This window comes from Nguyenibacter sp. L1 (assembly GCF_035199985.1).
In the GTDB taxonomy this organism is placed as follows: Bacteria; Pseudomonadota; Alphaproteobacteria; order Acetobacterales; family Acetobacteraceae; genus Gluconacetobacter; species Gluconacetobacter vanlangensis.
In genome coordinates, this window is sequence record NZ_CP127015.1 from 521,051 (window position 1) to 541,080 (window position 20,030).

At 69.5% G+C, this 20,030-nt stretch carries 17 protein-coding genes; 1 reads left to right on the forward strand and 16 read right to left on the reverse strand.

The window, feature by feature from the left end; translation table 11 throughout:
* Position 1: 1 nt before the first annotated feature.
* From QN315_RS02360 to dusB, 8 genes are all read right to left on the reverse strand, one after another.
* A complete protein-coding gene (locus tag QN315_RS02360; RefSeq protein WP_323991337.1) occupies positions 2-838 on the reverse strand; it encodes an inositol monophosphatase family protein in 837 nt (278 codons plus the stop codon).
* Between the two features lie 83 nt (positions 839-921).
* Positions 922-2,253, reverse strand: coding sequence for a GTPase HflX (gene hflX, locus QN315_RS02365; RefSeq protein WP_323991338.1), 1,332 nt, complete (start codon positions 2,251-2,253; stop codon positions 922-924).
* Complete coding sequence (gene hfq, locus QN315_RS02370) at positions 2,237-2,533, reverse strand: RNA chaperone Hfq (RefSeq protein ID WP_176641315.1); 297 nt, start codon at positions 2,531-2,533, stop codon at positions 2,237-2,239. The genes hflX and hfq overlap by 17 nt, the downstream gene beginning before the upstream one ends.
* A 113-nt stretch (positions 2,534-2,646) precedes the next feature.
* Positions 2,647-4,038: a sigma-54 dependent transcriptional regulator gene (locus QN315_RS02375; RefSeq protein ID WP_323991339.1), complete on the reverse strand. Its 1,392-nt coding sequence runs from the start codon at positions 4,036-4,038 to the stop codon at positions 2,647-2,649.
* Positions 4,028-6,241, reverse strand: coding sequence for a PAS domain-containing sensor histidine kinase (locus QN315_RS02380; RefSeq protein WP_323993775.1), 2,214 nt, complete (start codon positions 6,239-6,241; stop codon positions 4,028-4,030). Before QN315_RS02380 ends, QN315_RS02375 begins: the two co-directional genes overlap by 11 nt.
* 53 nt (positions 6,242-6,294) lie before the next feature.
* Complete coding sequence (gene ntrC, locus QN315_RS02385) at positions 6,295-7,743, reverse strand: nitrogen regulation protein NR(I) (RefSeq protein ID WP_176640068.1); 1,449 nt, start codon at positions 7,741-7,743, stop codon at positions 6,295-6,297.
* A gap of 87 nt (positions 7,744-7,830) precedes the next feature.
* Entirely contained in the window at positions 7,831-8,997 is a 1,167-nt protein-coding gene (locus QN315_RS02390) for an ATP-binding protein (RefSeq protein ID WP_323991340.1), read from the reverse strand.
* Between the two features lie 8 nt (positions 8,998-9,005).
* Positions 9,006-10,079: a tRNA dihydrouridine synthase DusB gene (gene dusB, locus QN315_RS02395; protein WP_323991341.1), complete on the reverse strand. Its 1,074-nt coding sequence runs from the start codon at positions 10,077-10,079 to the stop codon at positions 9,006-9,008.
* A 230-nt stretch (positions 10,080-10,309) separates the two neighbouring features.
* Between dusB and QN315_RS02400 the strand changes: the two genes are divergently transcribed.
* The gene (locus QN315_RS02400) at positions 10,310-11,464 is read left to right on the forward strand and encodes a bifunctional 2-C-methyl-D-erythritol 4-phosphate cytidylyltransferase/2-C-methyl-D-erythritol 2,4-cyclodiphosphate synthase (protein ID WP_323991342.1); all 1,155 of its coding nucleotides are present in this window, start codon (positions 10,310-10,312) and stop codon (positions 11,462-11,464) included.
* 41 nt (positions 11,465-11,505) lie between these two features.
* Here QN315_RS02400 and QN315_RS02405 read toward each other — a convergent pair whose 3' ends face one another.
* The 8 genes from QN315_RS02405 to QN315_RS02440 form a co-directional block, all read right to left on the reverse strand.
* Positions 11,506-11,718, reverse strand: coding sequence for a hypothetical protein (locus tag QN315_RS02405; RefSeq protein ID WP_323991343.1), 213 nt, complete (start codon positions 11,716-11,718; stop codon positions 11,506-11,508).
* A 109-nt stretch (positions 11,719-11,827) separates the two neighbouring features.
* Positions 11,828-12,613 carry an ATP12 family protein gene (locus QN315_RS02410; RefSeq protein ID WP_323991344.1) on the reverse strand — a complete coding sequence of 262 codons (786 nt, stop codon included), beginning with the start codon at positions 12,611-12,613 and terminating at the stop codon, positions 11,828-11,830.
* The gene (locus tag QN315_RS02415) at positions 12,610-15,144 is read right to left on the reverse strand and encodes an AsmA family protein (protein ID WP_323991345.1); all 2,535 of its coding nucleotides are present in this window, start codon (positions 15,142-15,144) and stop codon (positions 12,610-12,612) included. The genes QN315_RS02410 and QN315_RS02415 overlap by 4 nt, the downstream gene beginning before the upstream one ends.
* 51 nt (positions 15,145-15,195) lie before the next feature.
* Positions 15,196-16,173 carry an RluA family pseudouridine synthase gene (locus QN315_RS02420; RefSeq protein ID WP_323991346.1) on the reverse strand — a complete coding sequence of 326 codons (978 nt, stop codon included), beginning with the start codon at positions 16,171-16,173 and terminating at the stop codon, positions 15,196-15,198.
* A 118-nt stretch (positions 16,174-16,291) separates the two neighbouring features.
* The gene (locus QN315_RS02425; RefSeq protein WP_323991347.1) at positions 16,292-17,734 is read right to left on the reverse strand and encodes a replication-associated recombination protein A; all 1,443 of its coding nucleotides are present in this window, start codon (positions 17,732-17,734) and stop codon (positions 16,292-16,294) included.
* 300 nt (positions 17,735-18,034) lie between these two features.
* Positions 18,035-18,786 (reverse strand): IS5 family transposase gene (locus tag QN315_RS02430; RefSeq protein WP_323991348.1). Its coding sequence is split into 2 segments (ribosomal slippage): positions 18,035-18,456 and positions 18,456-18,786, totalling 753 coding nucleotides; the frame shifts between segments, so codons are not numbered across the junction.
* Positions 18,787-18,944: 158 nt separating this feature from the next.
* A complete protein-coding gene (locus QN315_RS02435; RefSeq protein WP_246285665.1) occupies positions 18,945-19,205 on the reverse strand; it encodes a hypothetical protein in 261 nt (86 codons plus the stop codon).
* Between the two features lie 47 nt (positions 19,206-19,252).
* Positions 19,253-19,999 (reverse strand): SDR family oxidoreductase, encoded by a 747-nt coding sequence (locus QN315_RS02440; RefSeq protein ID WP_323991349.1) that lies wholly within the window; start codon positions 19,997-19,999, stop codon positions 19,253-19,255.
* Positions 20,000-20,030: the final 31 nt, after the last annotated feature.

Consider the following 20,030-nt stretch of genomic DNA (forward strand, 5'->3'; position numbering starts at 1 on the left):
CTCAGGCGGCGTCCAGCAGCAGCGCCCGCAATTCCAGCCAACTCTCGCGATCCGGGGCATAGAGCAACCCGCCATCCAGGTCGGTGGGCCGATAGGGCGTGCCGTCGAAATGGGCGCAATAGCCCCCGGCCTCGCGATGGATCAGCCAGCCCGCCAGGTGGTCCCACGGCAGCGTCCGGTTGAAGAGCAGGAAATCGCACTTGCCGTCGCCCAGCATCAGATATTCGTGCGCGGCGCAGCGGAAATCCCACGATCCCATCAGGCGGGGCAGGTTGCGCGCGACCGCGTCGCGCATCGGCTGCGGCAGATAGCGCCAGGACGCGTTCCCGCACATCTCCCGCGCCGGGAGGGGCGCCGCGCACGACATGGTCCGCTCCACGCCGTCGGCACCGGCCAGCCACGCGCCCTGTCCGCGCACCGCCAGGGCGGCGACGTCGCAGACCGGGTCCAGAATGGCCGCGCCCACGACCTCGCCCCGCGCCACGACCGCGACCATGACACCGAACAGCGGCACCCCGGCGGCATAGTTCGCCGTCCCGTCGATCGGATCGACCACATAGGCCAGCGCGGCATCGCCCAGCGTGTCCAGCAGGTCGGGCCGGGCGCAGGCCGCCTCCTCGCCGATCACCACCGCCCCCGGCGACAGGCGCAGCAATGCGCCGGTCATCTCGTGCTCGGCCGCTTCGTCGGCGGCCGTCACCACATCCAGCTTGGTGGATTTGCTGCGGATGCTGGCCGCGTCCAACTGGCGAAAACGCGGCATGATCTGCCGGGCCGCCGCCTTGCGCATGATCGCGATCACGGCACGCATATGCCCAACCGAAATGGGGCCCGTCATGTCATTCTCTCTGGCCAGAACCAATATCTAGCGGCCCGCTGGTCCGGGAGATTCTCATAAGGATCTCTCGGGCGGGACACCGGTCACCCGGCGGATTCGCGCGCCGGAGGGTCGCGTTCGCCGCTCTGCATCTCGAACCGGGCGCGGTCGGCGGGCAGCAGGCGGACCGTGACCACGATATCCTGCTCGCCGTCCCGGCGCGACGTCACTTCCCCATGAGCATACAGCCAGGCCAGCGTCGCGCCGTCGCGCACCGGAATCGTATAGCGCACGGTCTCCATCGCCTCGGTCAGGCGCGAATCGATGGCCGCCAGCAGGTCGGGCAGCCCGTCACCGGTCATGGCCGAGATCACGACGCCGCCCTCGCGCGGCGGCACGGCGGCAGGCCCGCCGATCAGGTCGGCCTTGTTCTGCACCTCGATCACCCGGCGGCGCCAATCCTCCTCGATCGTGCCGCCCTTGGCCATGCCCTCCAGCACGTCCTCCACGTCGGCGCGCTGGGCCGCGCTGTCGGGGTGCGAGATATCGCGGACATGCAGGATGATGTCCGCCTCGGCCACCTCCTCCAGCGTTGCGCGAAAGGCCGCGATCAGTTCGGTGGGCAGGTCGCTGATGAACCCCACCGTGTCGGACAGGATGATCCGCCGCCCCGACGGCAGGCGCAGCCCGCGCATCGTCGGGTCCAGCGTGGCGAACAACTGGTCCTGCGCATAGACCGCGGCGCCGGTCAGGGCATTGAACAGCGTCGATTTCCCGGCATTGGTATAGCCGACCAGGGCCACGACCGGAAACGGCACGCGCCGCCGCGCCGCCCGGTGCAGGCCGCGCGTGCGGCGCACCTGCTCCAGCTCGCGCTTCAGGCGCACGATCCGGTCGCCGATCATGCGGCGGTCGGCCTCGATCTGGGTCTCGCCCGGCCCGCCCAGAAAGCCGAAGCCGCCGCGCTGGCGTTCCAGGTGGGTCCAGGTGCGGACCAGCCGGCTGCGCTGATATTCCAGGTGCGCCAGCTCGACCTGCAGCGCGCCTTCCTTGGTCGCCGCGCGTTCACCGAAAATATCCAGGATCAGCGCGGTGCGGTCGATGACCTTGCAGCCCAGGGCGCGCTCCAGGTTGCGCTGCTGCACGGGCGTCAGCCGCGAATCGACCACCACCACGGCCACCCGGTCCTCCTGGACCGCCGCGCGCAGCGATTCGACCTGCCCGCTGCCCAGCAGGGTGGCGGGACGGCGCGCGCGCAACAGCAGCACCGCCTTGCGCACGATGACAAGGCCGATCGACGCGGCCAGCCCCACCGCCTCTTCCAGCCGCGCCTCGGCGGCGCGGACTTCTTCCTGACGATCCGGCCGCTCCCAGGGCAGGATGACGGCGGCTCGCGTCGCGGACTGGCTCACGGGACCGTCAGAGGAGATCGGCATCCCCCGCCAGATCTTTGTCCGCCAGCTCCGTCGCCGCCCCCTCGCTGCGCGAGGGCTCGAACAGCACGACCGGGGTCGCCGGCATCACCGTGCTGATCGCATGCTTGTAGACCAGTTGCGTATGCCCGTCGCGCCGCAGCAGCACCGAGAAATTGTCGAACCAGGTAATGATGCCCTGCAGCTTCACGCCGTTGACCAGGAACACCGTCACCGGCGTCTTGGAGCGTCGGACATGGTTGAGAAAAACGTCCTGAACGTTCTGTGTTGCTTCTTTTGCCACGGTTGGGCCTTACTTTTTCTGTGGGCAGGGACGAGGGCCGCATCAGGCCGCCGCATCCGCCGGAAATATATGAATGCTCTTTTCTAGCAGGCCCTTACCCGCGGGGCAAAACCTCATCCGCCCCCACGGTCGTCCGAGGTCACCCCCAACTGCTTCAGCTTGCGATGCAGCGCGCTGCGCTCCATGCCCACAAAGCCCGCCGTACGGCTGATATTGCCGCCGAATCGCAGCAATTGCGCCTGAAGATACTGGGTTTCGAACAGGTCCCGCGCCTCGCGCAGCGGCAGGCCCATCACATCGGCGGCCGGATCAAATTTCAGCAAGGCTGGCGCCCCCTGCCCCACCGACGGCGGCAGCATCTCGGCGCGGATCGGATCGGTGCCGTTCCCCGGCATCATGATCAGCAGCCTTTCCATCAGGTTGCGCAGTTCGCGCGCATTGCCCGGCCAGTCATAGCTCTGCAGCGCCGCGATCGCGTCGCCCGACAGCTCGCGCAGCGGCAGGCCGGCATTTTCCGCCGCGCGGCGCAGGAACATCCTGGCCAGGGCCGGGATGTCCTCCCGCCGCTCCCGCAGGCTGGGCACGCGCAGCGGCACGACCGCCAGGCGGTAATACAGGTCCTCGCGGAACCGGCCGGCGGCGATCGCCTCCTGCAGGTCGCGGTTGGTCGCCGCCAGCACGCGCACATCGACCTTGACGCGCGACGCCCCGCCCACGCGCTCGAAACTCTGGTCCTGCAGGGCCCGGACGATCTTGCCCTGGGTCTCGATCGGCATGTCCGACACTTCGTCCAGCAGCAGCGTGCCGCCATGGGCGCGTTCCAGCACGCCGGTGCGCCGCCCGCTGCCGTCGGGCATGCCCTCGATGCCGAACAATTCCTCCTCGAACCGGTTGGGTGCCAGGGTGGCGCAGTTCAGGGCGACGAACGGCCCGTCCGCCCGGCGCGAGCGCGCATGGATCATCCGCGCCGCCACCTCCTTGCCCGAGCCCGCGGCGCCCGAAATCAGCACGCGCGACCCGCTCGGCGCCACCCGCTCGATCTGGTTGCGCACCCCCGCGATCACCGAGCTGTCGCCGGACAGCGTCGTCTCCGGCCCGGCGCGCAGCCGCAGTTCCGCATTCTCGCGCGCCAGGCGCGACGCCTCCAGCGCGCGGCGGATGACCAGCAGCAGCCGGTCGGACTGGAACGGCTTCTCGATGAAGTCATAGGCGCCGTGCTGCAGCGCCGCCACCGCGGTTTCAATCGTGCCATGGCCCGAGATCATGATCGTGGGCACGGCCGGCTCCTCGCCCTGGATCGCCTTCAGGATGCCCAGCCCGTCCAGCCGCGAACCCTGCAGCCACACATCCAGGATCACCAGGGATGGCCTGCGGGCCCGAAACGCGCTGATCGCCGAATCCGAATCCCCCGCCAGCCTCGTCTCATAGCCTTCGTCGCGCAGGATACCGTCGACAAGCAGCCGGATGTCGGGCTCATCATCGACGATCAGGATCTCATGCCCCATGGTCGTCCTTTACAGGCAATATCAAAATCGAAACCGCTCCCCTCGCGTCCGGCCGGTCCTCCAGACGGATGCTCCCGCCGTGATCTTCCATGATTTTCTTGACGATCGCCAACCCCAGGCCGGTCCCTTTCGGCTTATGGGTCACATAGGGCTCGGTCAGGCGCTGCCGGTCTTCCTCCGGCAGGCCGATGCCGTCATCGGCCACCGAAAGCTGCGCCGCCGCCCCCTCGATCCGCAAGACAATCCGGACAGTCCCGGCAGGACCGGCCGGGTCCTGCGCAGCATCCCCGTCTTTTGGCACCATTGCAATGGCGTCCGTCGCATTCTGCAACAAATTGGTCAGGGCCTGGCCCAGCAGGCGCCGGTCGCACGCCACCACCGGTCCGTGGTCGGGCAGGTCCGTCTCGTAGCGGATTTCGGGATGCGCGGTCCGCTGCAGGACCAGCGCCTCGCGCACGATGCGCGACAGGTCCTCGGGCCGGATGATCGGCTGCGGCATCCGCGCGAAGGCCGAGAATTCATCGACCATGCGCCCGATATCGCCGACATGCCGCACGATCGTGTCCGCACACTGGCTGAACGTCTCGGGGTCCGAGGTGATCTCGCGCAGGAAGCGGCGCTTCAGCCGTTCCGCCGAAAGCTGGATCGGGGTCAGCGGGTTCTTGATCTCATGCGCGATGCGGCGCGCCACGTCGGCCCAGGCCGCCTTGCGCTGCGCGGCCTGCAGCTCGGTGATGTCGTCGAACGTGACCACATAGCCCGATGCGGTCCCCCGCGCCTCGGCGCCGATCCGCACCAGCAGGGTGCAGGCCCGCGCCCCGGCACCCACCTGGACCTCGCCGGTCCAGACGCGGTCGGGCGCGCGCGCCGCCTCGTCCAGCATCGGGGCGAATTCCGGCACCACCTCGACCAGCCGCCGCCCGACCGCCGCCTCCAGGTCCTGGTGCAGCAGCATGCCGGCCGCACGGTTCGGCAGTTCGATGACCTGCTGCGCGTCCAGCCCGATCACCCCGGCCGACACGCCCGACAGCACCGCCTCGGTAAAGCGGCGGCGCTCGTTGATCTGGCTGTTGGCGATCATCAGTTCCGAACGCTGGCTGGCAAGCTGGTCGGTCATGCGGTTGAAGGCACGCGACAGGCTGGACAGTTCGTCGTCGCGCCGCCCCTCGGGCACGCGCACCTTCAGGTCGCCGTCGCTGATCCGCTCCGACGCCAGGATCAGCAGCCCCAGCGGGCGGACGATCTGGTTGGCCAGCACCAGCCCGACCAGCACCGCCGCCGACAGGACCAGCAGCCCGACCAGCGCGAAGATCATCACGAAGGTGAACTGGATCTTGGACCGGTTACGGTTCAGCCGCTGATAATCGGCCACCACGCGCTCGGTCCGGTGCATATGGTCCAAGATGACCGGATCGACCGGACGGGTGATCACCAGCATCAGCGGCGGCGTATCGCCCAGCGAGATCACCGCGCGCACCGTCTTCTCGTCGGGCGAATCGAGGATCGCGATCTCGTTGGTGCGGGCCATCAGCGTGGCCGAAGGCGGCGGCAGGGCCTGCATGTCGCCCGGATGGCTCATCAGCCCGCCCGAGGCCACCACCGTGTTGGTCAGCGGGTCATAGATCACCGCCTCGTTCAGGCCGCGCAGCGTCGCCTGGGAATCCAGGATCTGGTCCAGCGCCTCGGGGTCGTGCATCAGGTCCGACCCCGACCCCTCCAGGCCGTTGGCCGCGCTGGCCAGGTAGTTGGCCAGCGAGAACGCCTCGGTGCGGATATTGGCGTTATGTTCCTGCAGATAGCCGTGCGACGCCTCCAGCGCCTCGCTCAGCGCCGTGTTCACCCGGTCGCTGAACCAGATCTGGATGCCGTAATGGAAGAACACGGCGGCGAAGGTGCCGACCAGGATGGTGGGCGCCGCCGCGACGATGCCGAACAGGGTCACCAGCCGGACATGCAGCCGCGCCCCCGCCAGGCCGCTGCGCCGTTCGGCCAGGACCCGCCCGACCCGCTCGGCCAGCGCCAGCGCCAGCAGCAGCAGGACCAAAAAATTCAGGATGAAGATCAGCGCCTGGACGCGCGGATAATGCGTCAGGGACATGCCGCCCGACAGCACCACGAAGGTCGCGACGCCGAAGCACAGCGCCAGCGCGACCAGGGTGATCGCGACATTGCGCCGCGCCAGCACGGAAAACAGCCCGCGCATCACGCCCGTCCGGCGCGACGGACGCTCGGCACGCGGCGCCGCCGGCACGGGTGTCAGCTTACGCCCCGGACGACTGGAATTTCCAGGTCCCGGATCTTCTTGCGCAGCGTGTTGCGGTTCAGCCCCAGCATGGCGGCGGCCTTGATCTGGTTGCCGCGCGTGGCGGCCAGCGTCATCTGGATCAGCGGCCGTTCGACCTCGGCGATCACCCGGTCATAGATGTCGTGCAGCGGCATGCCGTCCTGCCCCGACGACAGGAAATGGCGGATATGGCGCGCCACCGCATCGGCCAGCGGCTCCTGCGACGCCGCCTGCGGCGCCTCGCCCGGCAGGTCGCCCGACGTCTCGGCCAGTTCGGAATCGATCAGCTCGGCGGTGATCGTCTCCTGGGGATACAGCGCGGCCAGCCGGCGCATCAGGTTTTCCAGCTCGCGCACATTGCCCGGCCAGCGGCCGGCCTGCAGCCGTTCGACCGCGCCCTCGGCCAGCATCTTGACCGGCAGCCCGTCCTCGCGGCTGCGATCCAGGAAATGCCGCGCCAGCAGCGGGATGTCCTCGGCCCGCTCGCGCAGCGGCGGCAGGCGGATCGGCACCACGTTCAGACGGTAATACAGGTCCTCGCGAAATGTGCCGGCGCGGATCGCCTGGCGCAGGTCGCGGTGGGTGGCGGCGACGATGCGCACATTCGCGCGGATCGGCTGGCGACCGCCCACGGTGGTGAACTCGCCCTCCTGCAGCACGCGCAGCAGCCGGGTCTGGGCCTCGGGCGGCATGTCGCCGATCTCGTCCAGGAACAGGGTGCCGCCGGCGGCCTGCTCGAACCTTCCGGGCGTGCGGTTGGTGGCGCCGGTAAAGGCACCCCGCTCATGGCCGAACAGCTCGCTTTCGATCAGTTCGCGCGGAATGGCCGCCATGTTGACCGCCACGAACGGCCCGCCCCGCCGGCGCCCGTAATCATGCAGCGCCCGCGCCACCAGTTCCTTGCCCGTGCCGCTCTCGCCGTTGATCATCACCGTCAGGTCCGACGTCGTCAGCCGGGCGATGATGCGATAGATGTCCTGCATCGCCATCGAACGGCCGATCAGCGGCATGCGCTCGTCGGCATCGGCGGGCGCGGGCTCGGGCAGCGCGCTGGCCGGCGAGGCCAGGGCACGCTCCACCACCGACAGCAATTCCTTCAGGTCGAAGGGCTTGGGCAGATATTCGAACGCCCCCCGCTGGGCCGCCTTCACGGCGGTGATCAGGGTGGATTGCGCGCTCATGACCACCACGCGCAGGTCCGGCCGCGCGCGCTTGATGCGCGGGATCAGGTCCAGGCCGTTTTCGTCGGGCATCACCACGTCGGTGATGACCAGGTCGCCCTCGCCTTCCTCGACCCACTGCCACAGCGTGGCGGCATTGGCCGTGGTACGGACCTGGTAGCCCGCCCGCCCCAGCGCCTGGCTCAGCACGGTGCGGATGGAACGATCGTCGTCGGCGACAAGAACGGTCGGCAAGGGCATGCGGGGTTCAATCTCTCGGAACGAAAATCACGGCGGCGAAGGATGCGCGGATACGGGACGCGGATTTGGCGAGCACATATTTGGCGATCAGGGCGCGTCCTTTCCCTCGGCCACCACGGGCAGGTGCAGCAGCACCTCGGTCCGTCCGGGGCGGCTGTCAATCTCGATCACGCCGCCATGATCGTCGATGATCTTGCCCGCCAGCGCCAGCCCCAGCCCGCTGCCGCCGGCCTTGGTGGTCAGGAACGGCTCGAACAGATGCGGGCGGATGCTTTCGGGAATGCCCGGGCCGCTGTCGCGCACCGAAACGACCAGCGGCAGCTCGACCCGCTGCTCCATGCCCGGCACCGCCAGGCGCACGCCGTGGCGATAGGCGGTACCCAGGATGATCTCGCCGCCCAAGCCTTGGTTGCCAGAGCCTTGATTGCCAGGGCCTGGGTTACCAGAGCCCTGGTTGCCCGACATGATGGCCTCGGCCGCGTTCTTGACCAGGTTCAGCAGCACCTGCACCAGTTGGTCGCGATTGCCCCAGACCGGCGGCAGCGACGGGTCATACTCCTCGACGATGCGCACGCCGCTGGCGAAACCCTGCTCGGCCAGCATCCGCACCCGTTCCAGCACGCGATGGATGTTCACCGGGCGGCGTTCCAGCGGCTTGTCGCTGAACATCTCCATCCGCTCGACCAGGTCGCGGATCCGGTCGGCCTCGTCGCGGATCAGCACCGCCAGTTCCCGATCGCCCTCGCCCACCGAGCTTTCCAGCAACTGGGCCGCGCCCCGGATCCCCGAAAGCGGGTTCTTGACCTCGTGCGCCAGGATGGCGGCCATGCCCGACACGCTGCGCGCGGCGGACCGAAAGGTCAGTTGCCGGTCCAGCGCCCGCGCCGCCGAGGAATCGTGGAAGGTCAGCAGCACGCCGCCCGGCTCCTCGGCGACCAGCGTGCCCTGGACGGTAATGCCGGTGCGGTGCAGGCGTGGGCCGTCCAGCGTCAGCTCATGCTCGGCGATGGTGACCCCATCGCGCCGCACCTGCTCGACCAGCAGGAAGATCGGATGGTCGGCGGCCAGCAGATCGGCCAGCCCCATCTGCACCAGATGCGGGCTGGACGCACCGAAGAACGGCTCGGCCGCGCTGTTGACGTGACGGACGCGATTATCGGCGCCCACCAGCATGACCGGCATCGGCATCGCATCCAGCAGCGCCCCTCCGTCGGGCGGCGCAAGCACGGTTTCCGCGGCGCCATGGACGGACATCGTCGTCCTCACGCCGCCTCGGCGGTGCCCTGGTCGGCAATGCTCCGGCCGCCCGCCGCGCCGAATCGTTCGCGGCGCGAACCCGCCGCGATGTGTCGGTCATAGAAATCGGCAATCATCCCGATCGCGACGTCGGCCTGGTCCACCCGGTTGATCGCGGCCCGGAAATGCGCCGAATCCGGCAGGCCGGCCGAGTACCACGATACATGCTTGCGCGCCAGGCGCAGCCCCGGATGCGCCCCGAAATGCGACAGCATCATATGGTAATGTTCCAGGACGATCGCCTTCTCGGTCGCCAGGTCGGGATCGGCGACCGCCTCGCCCGTGCCCAGCGCCCGGGCCACCTGGGCCGGGAACCACGGCCGGCCATAGCATCCCCGCCCGATCATCACCCCGTCCGCCCCCGACTGCGCCAGCGCGGTGCGCGCGTCCTCCACCGTCAGGATGTCGCCATTGACGATCACCGGCAGCGAAACCGCGTCCTTCACCCGCCGGACGAAGGCCCAGTCCGCGGTGCCGGTATAGAATTGCTGCCGCGTGCGCCCATGCACCGTGACCATGCGGATGCCGGTCCGCTCGGCGATCCGCGCCAGCACCGGGGCGTTCAGGCTGGCATGGTCCCAGCCCATGCGCATCTTCAGCGTCACCGGCACGTCGACCGCGCGCACCACCGCCTCCAGCAGCCGGCCGGCCAGGACCTCGTCGCGCATCAGGGCCGATCCCGCCTGCTGCCCCACCGCGACCTTCTTGACCGGGCAGCCGAAATTGATGTCGACCATGTCCGCGCCGCGATCGACCGCGATCCGCGCCGCCTGCGCCATCGCCTCGGGCTCGCACCCCGCAAGCTGGACGGCGTTGGGCCCCTCCTCGTCCGCGACCTCGGCCATGCGCAGCGTGGCGTCGTTTTCGCGCACCATCGCCCAGGACGCGATCATCTCGGACACGACCAGCCCGGCCCCCAGCCGCCGCGCCAGCCGACGGAACGGCAGGTCCGTCACGCCCGACATCGGCGCAAGGATGACCGGGGTGCGCAACACCACCCCCCCACCCAGATCGATGGGGCGTAGCAATTCGGACGACATGGACGGCATGATCCCCGCTTGGGCTGTCAGATTCCAAACCCGGCACATCGCGCGGCATCCCGAATGGATAAAAAATGCAGCATAGATGCTTAGGATTTGAGCACAGTATATAAACTCTCCGCGTCACGCAATCGCGATGGCTGCATCCCGCGCGTATCCCGCTTCCGAAATTCGCCCATGCGGCCTCGGTTGCGCTTGACGGCGGAAACCTGGCGCCCCATTGCTCCGCCATGCGTGTTGCAGCCATCCTTCTCGCCGCCGGCGCCGGCCGCCGTTTCAGCGCCACCGCGGCATCCCCGGTCGCCAAGCAGTATCTGACGCTGGCCGGCCGGCCGGTCATCCGCCACGCGGCGGACGCCCTGCTTCCCCATATCGACCTGCTCCAACCCGTCGGCGACCCGGCCGCCCTGGCGGACGCCCTGACCGGCCTGGACGTCCTGCCTCCCGTGCCCGGCGGCGCCACGCGCCAGGAAAGCGTCCGCGCGGGGCTCGAGGCGCTGGACCGCCTGCCGCCGGACGCCCGCCCGGACCTGGTGCTGGTGCATGACGGCGCGCGGCCCTATGTGCCGGCCGAGGTCACGCGGGCGGTCATCGCCGCGCTGGCCCATCACCCCGGCGCGATTCCGGCCGTCCAGGTGGCCGACACGATCAAGCGCGGGCGCAACGGGCTGATCGACGGCACGGTACCGCGCGACGACCTGTACCGCGCCCAGACGCCGCAGGGTTTCCGCTTCGCGCTGCTGCGCGACCTGCACCGGGGTGCTGCGGCGTGCGACGCGACCGACGACGCCGCCCTGCTCGAGGCCGCCGGCCACACCGTGGCGCTGGTGCCCGGCTCGGAAGACAATATCAAACTGACCTACAAGGAGGATCTCATGCGGCTGGAACGCCTGATCGGTCCGACATTGCTGCCGCGCACGGGCGTCGGCTACGACGTCCATGCCTTCGCCGAAAACCGCCCGCTGATCCTGTGCGGCATCCAGGTGCCGCACGATCGCGGCCTGGCCGGGCATTCCGACGCCGACGTGGGCATCCATGCGCTGTGCGACGCGATCTACGGCGCGCTGGCCGAGGGCGATATCGGCCGGCATTTCCCGCCCAGCCAGGAAGAATGGAAGGACGCCGACAGCGCCCGCTTCCTGGTCCATGCCGGATGGCGGATTCGCGAACGCGGCGGCATGCTGGTGAACGCCGACGTGACGCTGATCTGCGAACGGCCCAAGATCGGCCCGCACGCCCAGGCGATGCGCCAGCGCCTGGCCGACCTGCTGGAGGTCGAGATCGACCGGATCTCCGTCAAGGCCACGACATCCGAACGGCTGGGCTTCACCGGCCGCGAGGAAGGCATCGCCTGCACCGCCTGCGCCACCGTGCTGGTGCCCTGATCCGAATTACGGCGGGCCCGACAGGGGCCCGCCGAGGCGCCTCAGCCGCCGATCGCCATGATGACGACCACGACGGGCACGACCGCCAGCAGCACCCACGCCCCCATGGCGCAGGTCGCGACGATCTGGCCCACGCGCTGCTTCGTCCTGCGCGACGCGGAGAGGCCACCCTGCGCCTTGCCCGGACGGAAATCCAACTCGTGCGCGTTCAGGGCGGACAGTTCGGATAAGGGGCGCCAATCGATCGAAGCCATGCGACACTCCTGCCTTCACCGCTAAATGGTCTACCGCCCTTCTACCGCAAGCCTGTGTAACGGAGTGTTCGGCTTGGTATCAGAGCGCAAGGCGCCAAGTGCCGGCTTTTTATGGCAGATCAATGGCCGGCGGGACTGATTCGCCGCCCTTCGCGTCCACCAGTCGCAGGAACGACACGGCATCGGCGACGTCGCGTCCCAGGGCGGCCAGGCGCTCGGCCTGCTGGGCGTCATAGCCCCAGATCTCCATCTGGGTCCGCTCGTCCAGCGTGGCGCAGGATGTCGCCTGTTCGGCGCTCAGCCGCCCCTCGGCCAGCGCCAGCCCCAGCACCAGACTCCCCAGGGCGGGCACGGCAACGCCCAGCGCCGCCAACACCCCGTCGGACAGCGATTCCAGCAACCCGCGCACGCGCGCCAACGCCTCCGGCGGCTGTTCGACCGGCATGACGCCATAGGTCACCGCCAGGGCGATGCCGTGACGCGCGCGCAGCCAATCCAGCCACGGATCCCATTCCTGCCGCTGGCGCTCGGCCAGCAGCGCGGGCGAATGCACGCGATAGCACAGCAGGTCCCCCGCCGCGTATCCCGCCAGGGCCGCCACGCTGGCTTGCCGGTCGGGCGCGATCCGTTCCAGCATCGTGCCCGCGATCCGCGTCAGCTTCAGGTCGGACGGCGTAAATTCCCCGCCCTTCGCCCCGCCGCCGGCCGCCTGCCATTCGGCCGCCAGGGCCGTGGCCAGGGCCGGGCTGGCAACCCGCAGGGCCGCCCCGCCCGGCAGGCGTACCGGACGTCCGTCCAACTGGACGGCAAACCCCTCCGGCTGGGCCACCGCCTCCGCCCGGTCCCAGAAACGGCGGCGCGCGGCGGGCGCGGCGGCATCCTTGCCATCGGTCATCGGAACAATCCCAGGCCACGCAGGAAATCCAGGGCCTTCGGCGCCTTGGCCTTGGGCGCCGCGCCCGGCGACGGCCCCGGCTGGCCCTCGCGCGCGGCCTGCAACGCGGCCGGGCACGGATCGGCGACGGCCGAGGACGGGCCGATGCTCAGGGTGAAACGCTGCTGGGGCCCGACGCGATCCATGCGCGGCCGGGGCGCCTGCACCGTGCCGCCCACCGCCACCGGCATCGCGGCGCCGGTTCCGCCGATCAGCACCTGCGGCAGCAGATGCAGGTCCAGCGCCTGGTCGGCCAGGCCGATCGTGCCATGCCCGGTCACCGACAGGCGATAGGTCTGCATGCCGATCGTGTCCAGCGCCGCCCGCCCGTCCGCCAGGCCCATATGCACCGCCAGGCAGCGCAGGCCGGCCGCCGAATCCTGCGCGGCCCCCGCCGCCGGCCCCAGCAGCGCGCCCAGCGCCCTGCCGTCGATCTGGCCATTGACCAGCGACAGGCCCAGATGCCCGGTCAAGGACTCCCGCAGCGCCGCCCGGTCCCGCCCCTGGGCCTCCAGCGTGCCGACCAGTTGCAGCGCGCCATGCAGGTACGGCGGCATGCCGGCCTGCACCGCCGCCCATTCCGCCGGCACGACCAGCGACCCCAGGCTGGCCGACAGGCGCGGCACCGCCCCGGTTCCGGCCCCCGAATCGTCAATGGTCAGGGTGCCGTTCACCCGGCGATCCGTCCCGTCCGCCCGCAGCGGATCGACGGCCAGGCGCCCGCCATGCAGGGCGATATGCGCCTGGGCATCGCGATAGGTCTCGCCGCCCAGCCGCATCTGCGCCGCCGACAGGTCCAGGTCGCCATCCAGCAGATGCAGCCGCCCGAACGGCAGCGCCGCCACCTGCTCCGCCGGGACCGACCCCGAAGCCGGGGCGGGCGCGGGCGGCGCAGCCGTTTCCGAAGCCCCCTCCGCCACGGGCCCGGCCGGGCGCAGCGCGTCCAGATCCAGGCGCGCGGCGCGCACCCGGCCCGTCAGCAGCGGCAGCCCATTCGTGCCGGCATGGCGCGCCAGGGTCAGGTCGCCGGCCAGCGCCAACTGGGCCGCATCCAGCCGCAGGCCGGACAGTTGGACCTCCTCCCCGCCCCGCGCCGCCAGATGCGCATCGGCGGTCAGCCGGTCCAGCGCCCGGCCGCCGGGAAGGGCCAGCCGGTCCGCCGTCATGTGCAGGTCCAGCGCCGATTGCGCACCGCCGATGCTGCCGCCGGCCTTCAGGCTGGCGCCACCCTGGCGCAGCGTCAGGTCCACCGGCAGGGCCGTGCCCAGGCGGGTGCCGACCGCCGCCCGAATCTCCGCAAGCGTGCCCAGCGCGCCCTGCAGGTCGAACGGCCGGCCGTCATAGGCGCCGGCGGCCTGCACCGCCAGATGATCGGCCGGCGTCGGCGCGTCCAGCGCCAGATGGCCCAGATGCAGGCCGGGCACCCACGCCCCGATATCCGCCGCCCCGGCCCGCAGATGCAGGTACCGCAGGCCGGGCGCCGCCGGACCGCCGGCGGACAGATCGACGATGCGGGCGTCCAGCACGATGTCCCGCACTGCGGGCAGCCCCGCATGCACGAACAGCCGGTTCAGCGCCGCCAGTTGCCCCAGATTGCCCCGCACGGCGACATCATAGCCGCGCAGACGGGCGGGATCGGACAGGCTGCCGTCCAGCGTGGCGTCGCCCTGCCGCACGCCCGCGATCTCCAGCGTGGCGTACAGCCGTACCGGCCACGCATCCGGCAACGGCGCGGCCAGCCGCCCGACATGGCCCAGCAGCGTGAAGACCACTCCGGCATCGGCCGGACGATGGCCCCGCAGATCGATCGTCGGCGCATCCCCCGCCAGACCGTCCAGCAGCAGGCGATCGACCGCCACCGCGCCCGTCGCATGGGCCTCCCGGTCGTCCCAGGTCAGGACCGCATCCTGCACCCGCACGCTGCCGATCCGCACCCGCCAGCGCGGCGCGGCGGACGGTCCGCCTGCCCCGCCCGGCACGGACTCGGACCCAGGTGCGGGCCCAGGTGCGGATGCAGATGCGGGCAACGGCCGCATCTGCCAGTTCGCCCGCCCGTCGGCCAACCGTTCGACCAGCAGGTCGGGATGCGCCAGCCGGACATCCTCCAGCCGGATCTCGTGCCGCAGCAGCGGCAGCAGCGCCAGGCGCGCCTGCAGCGAGGCCGCGCTCAGCATGTTCGCCCGCGCGCCGCCCGGCATGTCCGACAACGCCACGTCGTCGACCGTGACCGAGGGATAGGGCAGGACATGCACCGCGACCGACCCGACATGCAGGGTGCGCCCGGTCTGGCGCCACACCGCCTGCGCCACGACCTGCCGCAGGGCGTCGGGGTCGATCATCGTGCGCGCCGCGATCGCGCCTCCCCCCAACGCCAGCACGGCGATCACGGACGCGGCCAGCAGCCAGCCCCGTCCCCGCCGCGCCGCGCGCCCCGGCCCCCGGCCCGACCCACTGCCCTGCCCCCTGCCCGGCTCCATCCCCGACCCCGTCATCCTCGCCCCTCCACCGTCTCGTCCCGAAATCCGGCTTCAACCACGCCGGCTTCAACCACGCCTGGGCGACGGCGTGCTGCCGGCCGAGAAGCCGAGCTGCCGGAAGGTATCGCGCATATGCGGCGGCAATTCCGCCGTGACCACCAGCCGCCCGCCGGCCGGGTGCGGCAGGTCCAGCGCGCGGGCATGCAGGTGCAGTTGGTCGGTGAACCCTTCGGGATGCGCGGCCGCGCCACCATATTTGGGATCGCCCAGGATCGGCGTGCCCAGGGCCTCGCAATGCACGCGCAACTGGTGCGTGCGGCCGGTCAGCGGCGACAGCGCCAGCCAGGACATCTTGCGCCCCGCGGCGTCCAGCACCTCATATTCCGACAGTGCATGCGCCGCGTCCTCGTCCTTGCGCGAGGCGACGACCGTCAGCGCGCCCGGCCCCGCGCCCAGCCGGGCCAGCGGCTGGTCGATCACTCCGCTGGCGGGCGTCGGCCGTCCGACCACCACGGCCCAATAGGTCTTGCGGACGTCGCGGCCGCGAAACGCGGCGGCCAGCTTCGCCGCCACGCCCGGCGTGCGCGCCAGCAGCAGCAGGCCCGACGTGTCGCGGTCGATCCGGTGCACCAGGCGCGGACGCGGATCGTCCTCCTGCGCCTTCAGCCCGTCCAGCATGGCATCGACATGATGGGTGATCCCCGGCCCGCCCTGCACCGGCAGGCCGGCGGGCTTGTTCAGCACGATCACCTGGTCGTCGCTATAGATCACCATGCCGCGGATTTCGCGGATCAGGCGCGCATCCAGTTGCGGGCGCGGCGGCGGGGCCGGGCGCGCGGCATCGGGAATGGGCGGCACGCGCACCGCCTGGCCCGGCGCCAGACGGGTCGAGGTCTCGGCGCGCCTGCCGTCCACGCGCACCTGCCCGGTGCGGCACAGCTTCTGCAGCGCGCCCTGGGTCAGGTGCGGGTAATGGCGGCGGAACCAGCGATCCAGGCGGATATCGGCCTCGTCCTCGCTGACGGTCAGGGTCACAACACTCATGACTGACGGCTTTCCCGCAGTCTGCTCCGACTGTCCAGCCGTCGCAGCCAGGAAAGCCAGGTTCCGGACCGATTTTCCCACGGGCCGAACGCGCCCTGGCTCGGAGGTGACGCGTGCCCTACGCGTCTTTCTTCTGTTCGCGCCCCTGTTCGCGCCCCCGCTCGCGCAGGCGCGCCCAATGTTCCAGGCGCTTGCCGATCTCCCGCTCGAACCCGCGGTCGAAAGGCTGGTAGAATTGCTGGCGCGCCATCCCGTCGGGGAAAAAGCCGCGTAAGGCGCCCCGCTGTCCGGCATCGGGATGCGCATCGGCATAGATGTCCGCATAATCGTCCGCATAGCCGCGGCCATAGCCCAGATCCTTCATCAATCCGGTGGGCGCGTTCAGGATATGGGCCGGCGGCATCAGGCTGCCGGTCGATTTCGCCACGCGCCGCGCGGCCTTGTAGGCCGCATAGACCGCGTTCGATTTCGGCGCGGTGCCCAGATGCACCACCAGTTGCGCCAGCGCCAGCTCGCCCTCGGGCGACCCCAGCCGCTCGTACGTCTCCCACGCCGCGATCGCCAGGGGCAGCGCCTGCGGGTCGGCCATGCCGACATCCTCGGCCGCGAAACGGGTCAGGCGTCGGGCGATATAGCGCGGATCCTCCCCGCCATCGAGCATGCGGGCAAACCAGTACAGCGCCGCATCCGGGTCCGAGCCGCGCAACGATTTATGCAAGGCCGAGATCAGGTTGTAATGTTCCTCGCGGTCCTTGTCGTACAGCATCGCCCGGCGGGCCAGCAGGCCGGACAGGCCCTGCGCGTCCAGCGGCCGCTCGGCCTTCACCGCCAGCACCTGCTCGACCATGTTCAGCAGATAGCGCCCGTCGCCATCGGCCATGGCACGCAGCGTGGCGCGCCCTTCGGCGGTCAGCGGCAGTTCGTGCCCGCACTCGGCCTCGGCCCGGCGCAGCAGACGCTCCTGCGCCTCGTCATCCAGCCGGCGCAGCACCAGCACCTGGCAGCGCGACAGCAGCGCGCCGTTCAGGGCGAAGGACGGGTTCTCGGTCGTCGCGCCCACCAGGATCACCGTCCCGTCCTCGACCACCGGCAGGAAACCATCCTGCTGCGCGCGGTTGAAGCGATGGATCTCATCGACGAACAGCAGCGTGCCGCGCCCGGCCTCGGCCAGGCGCCGGGCATCGTCGAAGGCGCGCTTGAGGTCCGCGACACCGGAAAATACCGCCGAAAGCTGCACGAAGCGCAACCCCGCCGCATCGGCCAGCAGGCGTGCAATCGTCGTCTTGCCCACGCCCGGCCCGCCCCACAGGATCAGGCTGGCCAGCGATCCGCGCTCCAGCATGCGGCGCAGCGCGCCGTCCGGGCCCAGCAGATGGTCCTGGCCCACCACCTCGTCCAGCGCGGCGGGGCGCAGCCGGTCGGCCAGAGGCTGCGTCCGGGCCGGCGGCCGCCCCCGGCGCGGCGCGGCTTCGGGCGCAGCACCGCGTACCGCCTCGTCCTGCCGCGGCGCGGGCGCGCCGAACAGATCGCCCTCATCCGGTTCATCCCGCCTGCCCGCCATCACGTCCCGTCCATCCGCATCACATCATGGTACCCGGTCGCCAGGATCGCGCCAGATACATCGCGCCAAATACATCACGCCAGATACCATGCGGGCGCTCCCGGCCAAACCGGCAGCGCCCGCCTGTCATACCGCCATCCGACCCCTCGTTCGGGCCGGCAACGACCTAGTGTCCCGATTCCGAAATTCGCAAGCGAATTTCGGAATCGAAAGGACACTAGAATCAATATTTTAGTGGCCTGCTGATCCGAGAAATTCTCATAAGAATTTCTCGGGCAGGACACTAGGGTCTGTGGGGATTTAACGTGAGTTGATGACACCTGCGGCGAGATATATCATCGCCTCGAAGCTCCGGTCGGTTTTGCAGGCTCGCATGGCGATGCGCTTGAACTCCTTGAGTTTGCAGAAGAAGTTCTCGATCAGGTGACGCCATTTGCATATCTCTTCGTCAATGGCGCGCGGGTTCTTGCGCTGTGACCGTTGTGAGATGACGACTTTCGCTCCTCGCTGGTCGAGTTCTTCGATGATCCAGTTGGCATCAAAGGCCTTGTCGCCCAGCAGGGCTTCGAAGTTGATGCCATCGATCAAAGGGGCGACGCCGATCGTGTCGTAGCGGTTCCCCGGTAGCAGTTTGAAGCGAACAAGGTTGCCCAAGGCATCGGTCAGGGCCAGGATCTTGGTCGTTATCCCGCCTTTGGAACGACCAATGGCCTGGCTCTGAGTCCCCCTTTTGCGCCTTGGCCGTGCCGGTGGACCTTGACGATAGTGGCATCAACCATGGCGTATTCCATGTCGGGGTCTCCCGACAAGGCATCAAAAATCCGCTTGAAAACATCGGCTTCGCGCCAATCACGAAACCGACGGAATGCCGTATTCCAGTTGCCGAATGTGGCAGGAAGGTCCCGCCATGGGCTGCCTGTTCGGACAATCCAAAGAACCGCCTCAATGAATAGCCGGTTGTCGCGGCCACTGCGTCCGGGATCAGACAGCTTACCCAGGCAATGCGGTTCTATCTTCGCCCATTGGGCATCGGTCAGTACTAAGCGATCCATCCAGAGGGTGAATCACATCTCCGCTAAAATGGGAATCCCAAATCCCCACAGACCCTAGAGCCATATCCATTCACACTGGTTCACGGATATGGCTCTAGCTTATTGTTTTAACGAGCATCTTTATCCGAGCGGATGAGTCCATCCGGTCGGATGATGCTCTAATGCACATTCCCCCAGGACGGCGCCCCCAGTGCGGGACACGAACACGTGCTGCCCAGCGGCACCTGGGTCGGCAGCCGGCAGCTATAGACGCCCGCCCGGCACATATAGCCATATCCCGCGACAACGCCGGGCTCACCCGGCGGATAGGATTGCGCCACGCCCTCGCACCCGGCGGGCAGCAGCGCCAGCCCGCCCAGCAGCAACAGGACCGGCCAGCGTCCACCCGGCCGCACCATATCGCGATCCATCTTTCGCATCACACCCTCCTGTCTCGAATGCACCACCCGGAACGGATGCCGGCCCGCTACCAGGGAAGCGAACGGTCCATATGGAAGAATCCCCCGGTCGGCCCGTCATCCGGCAGGGTCGCCAGGCGCACGCTGGTCAGGGCGCCCGCCGCCACGTCCAGCGGCGCGGCCTCGCCCCCCATCTCGGTGCGGACCCAGCCGGGATGGGCCGAATTCACTTTGATCCCGGTATCCTTCAGCTCATGCGCCAGATGCACGGTAAAGGCGTTCAGCGCCGTCTTCGACGCGTCATAGGCAAAGGTCAGCTTGCCATAGATCGACGATGCCGGGTTGCTGTGCTCGCCCAGCGAACCCAGGATGCTCGACAGGTTCACGATCCGCCCGGCCTTCGACTTCAGGATCAGCGGCAGCAGGATCTGCGTCAGTTGCACGGTCGCGAACAGATTGATCTCGAACGTATCGCGCAGGATCTGGATCGGCGTGGCCGAGGGCGGCGGGGCGACGCCGCCGGGGCCGCGGTCCAGCAGCACGCCGGCATTGTTCACCAGCACGTCCAGCCGCCCATGCGTGCCGGCGATCCAGTCGCGCAGGGCGATCTGCTGCGCCGTATTGCCGATATCCAGCACGACGCCCTCGGCCGATACGCCTTCGTCGCGCAGGCGCTGCGCCACGTGCTCCGCCTGGTCGTGGCGGCGCCCGGCCACCAGCACGTGCATTCCCTGCCGCCCCAGTTGCCGCGCGGTCTCCAGGCCGATGCCCCGCACCGCCCCCGTCACCAGCGCGATCCGTCCCGTTTCATCCATCCTCGTGGCCTTTCCTTCCTGGTCCGCATCC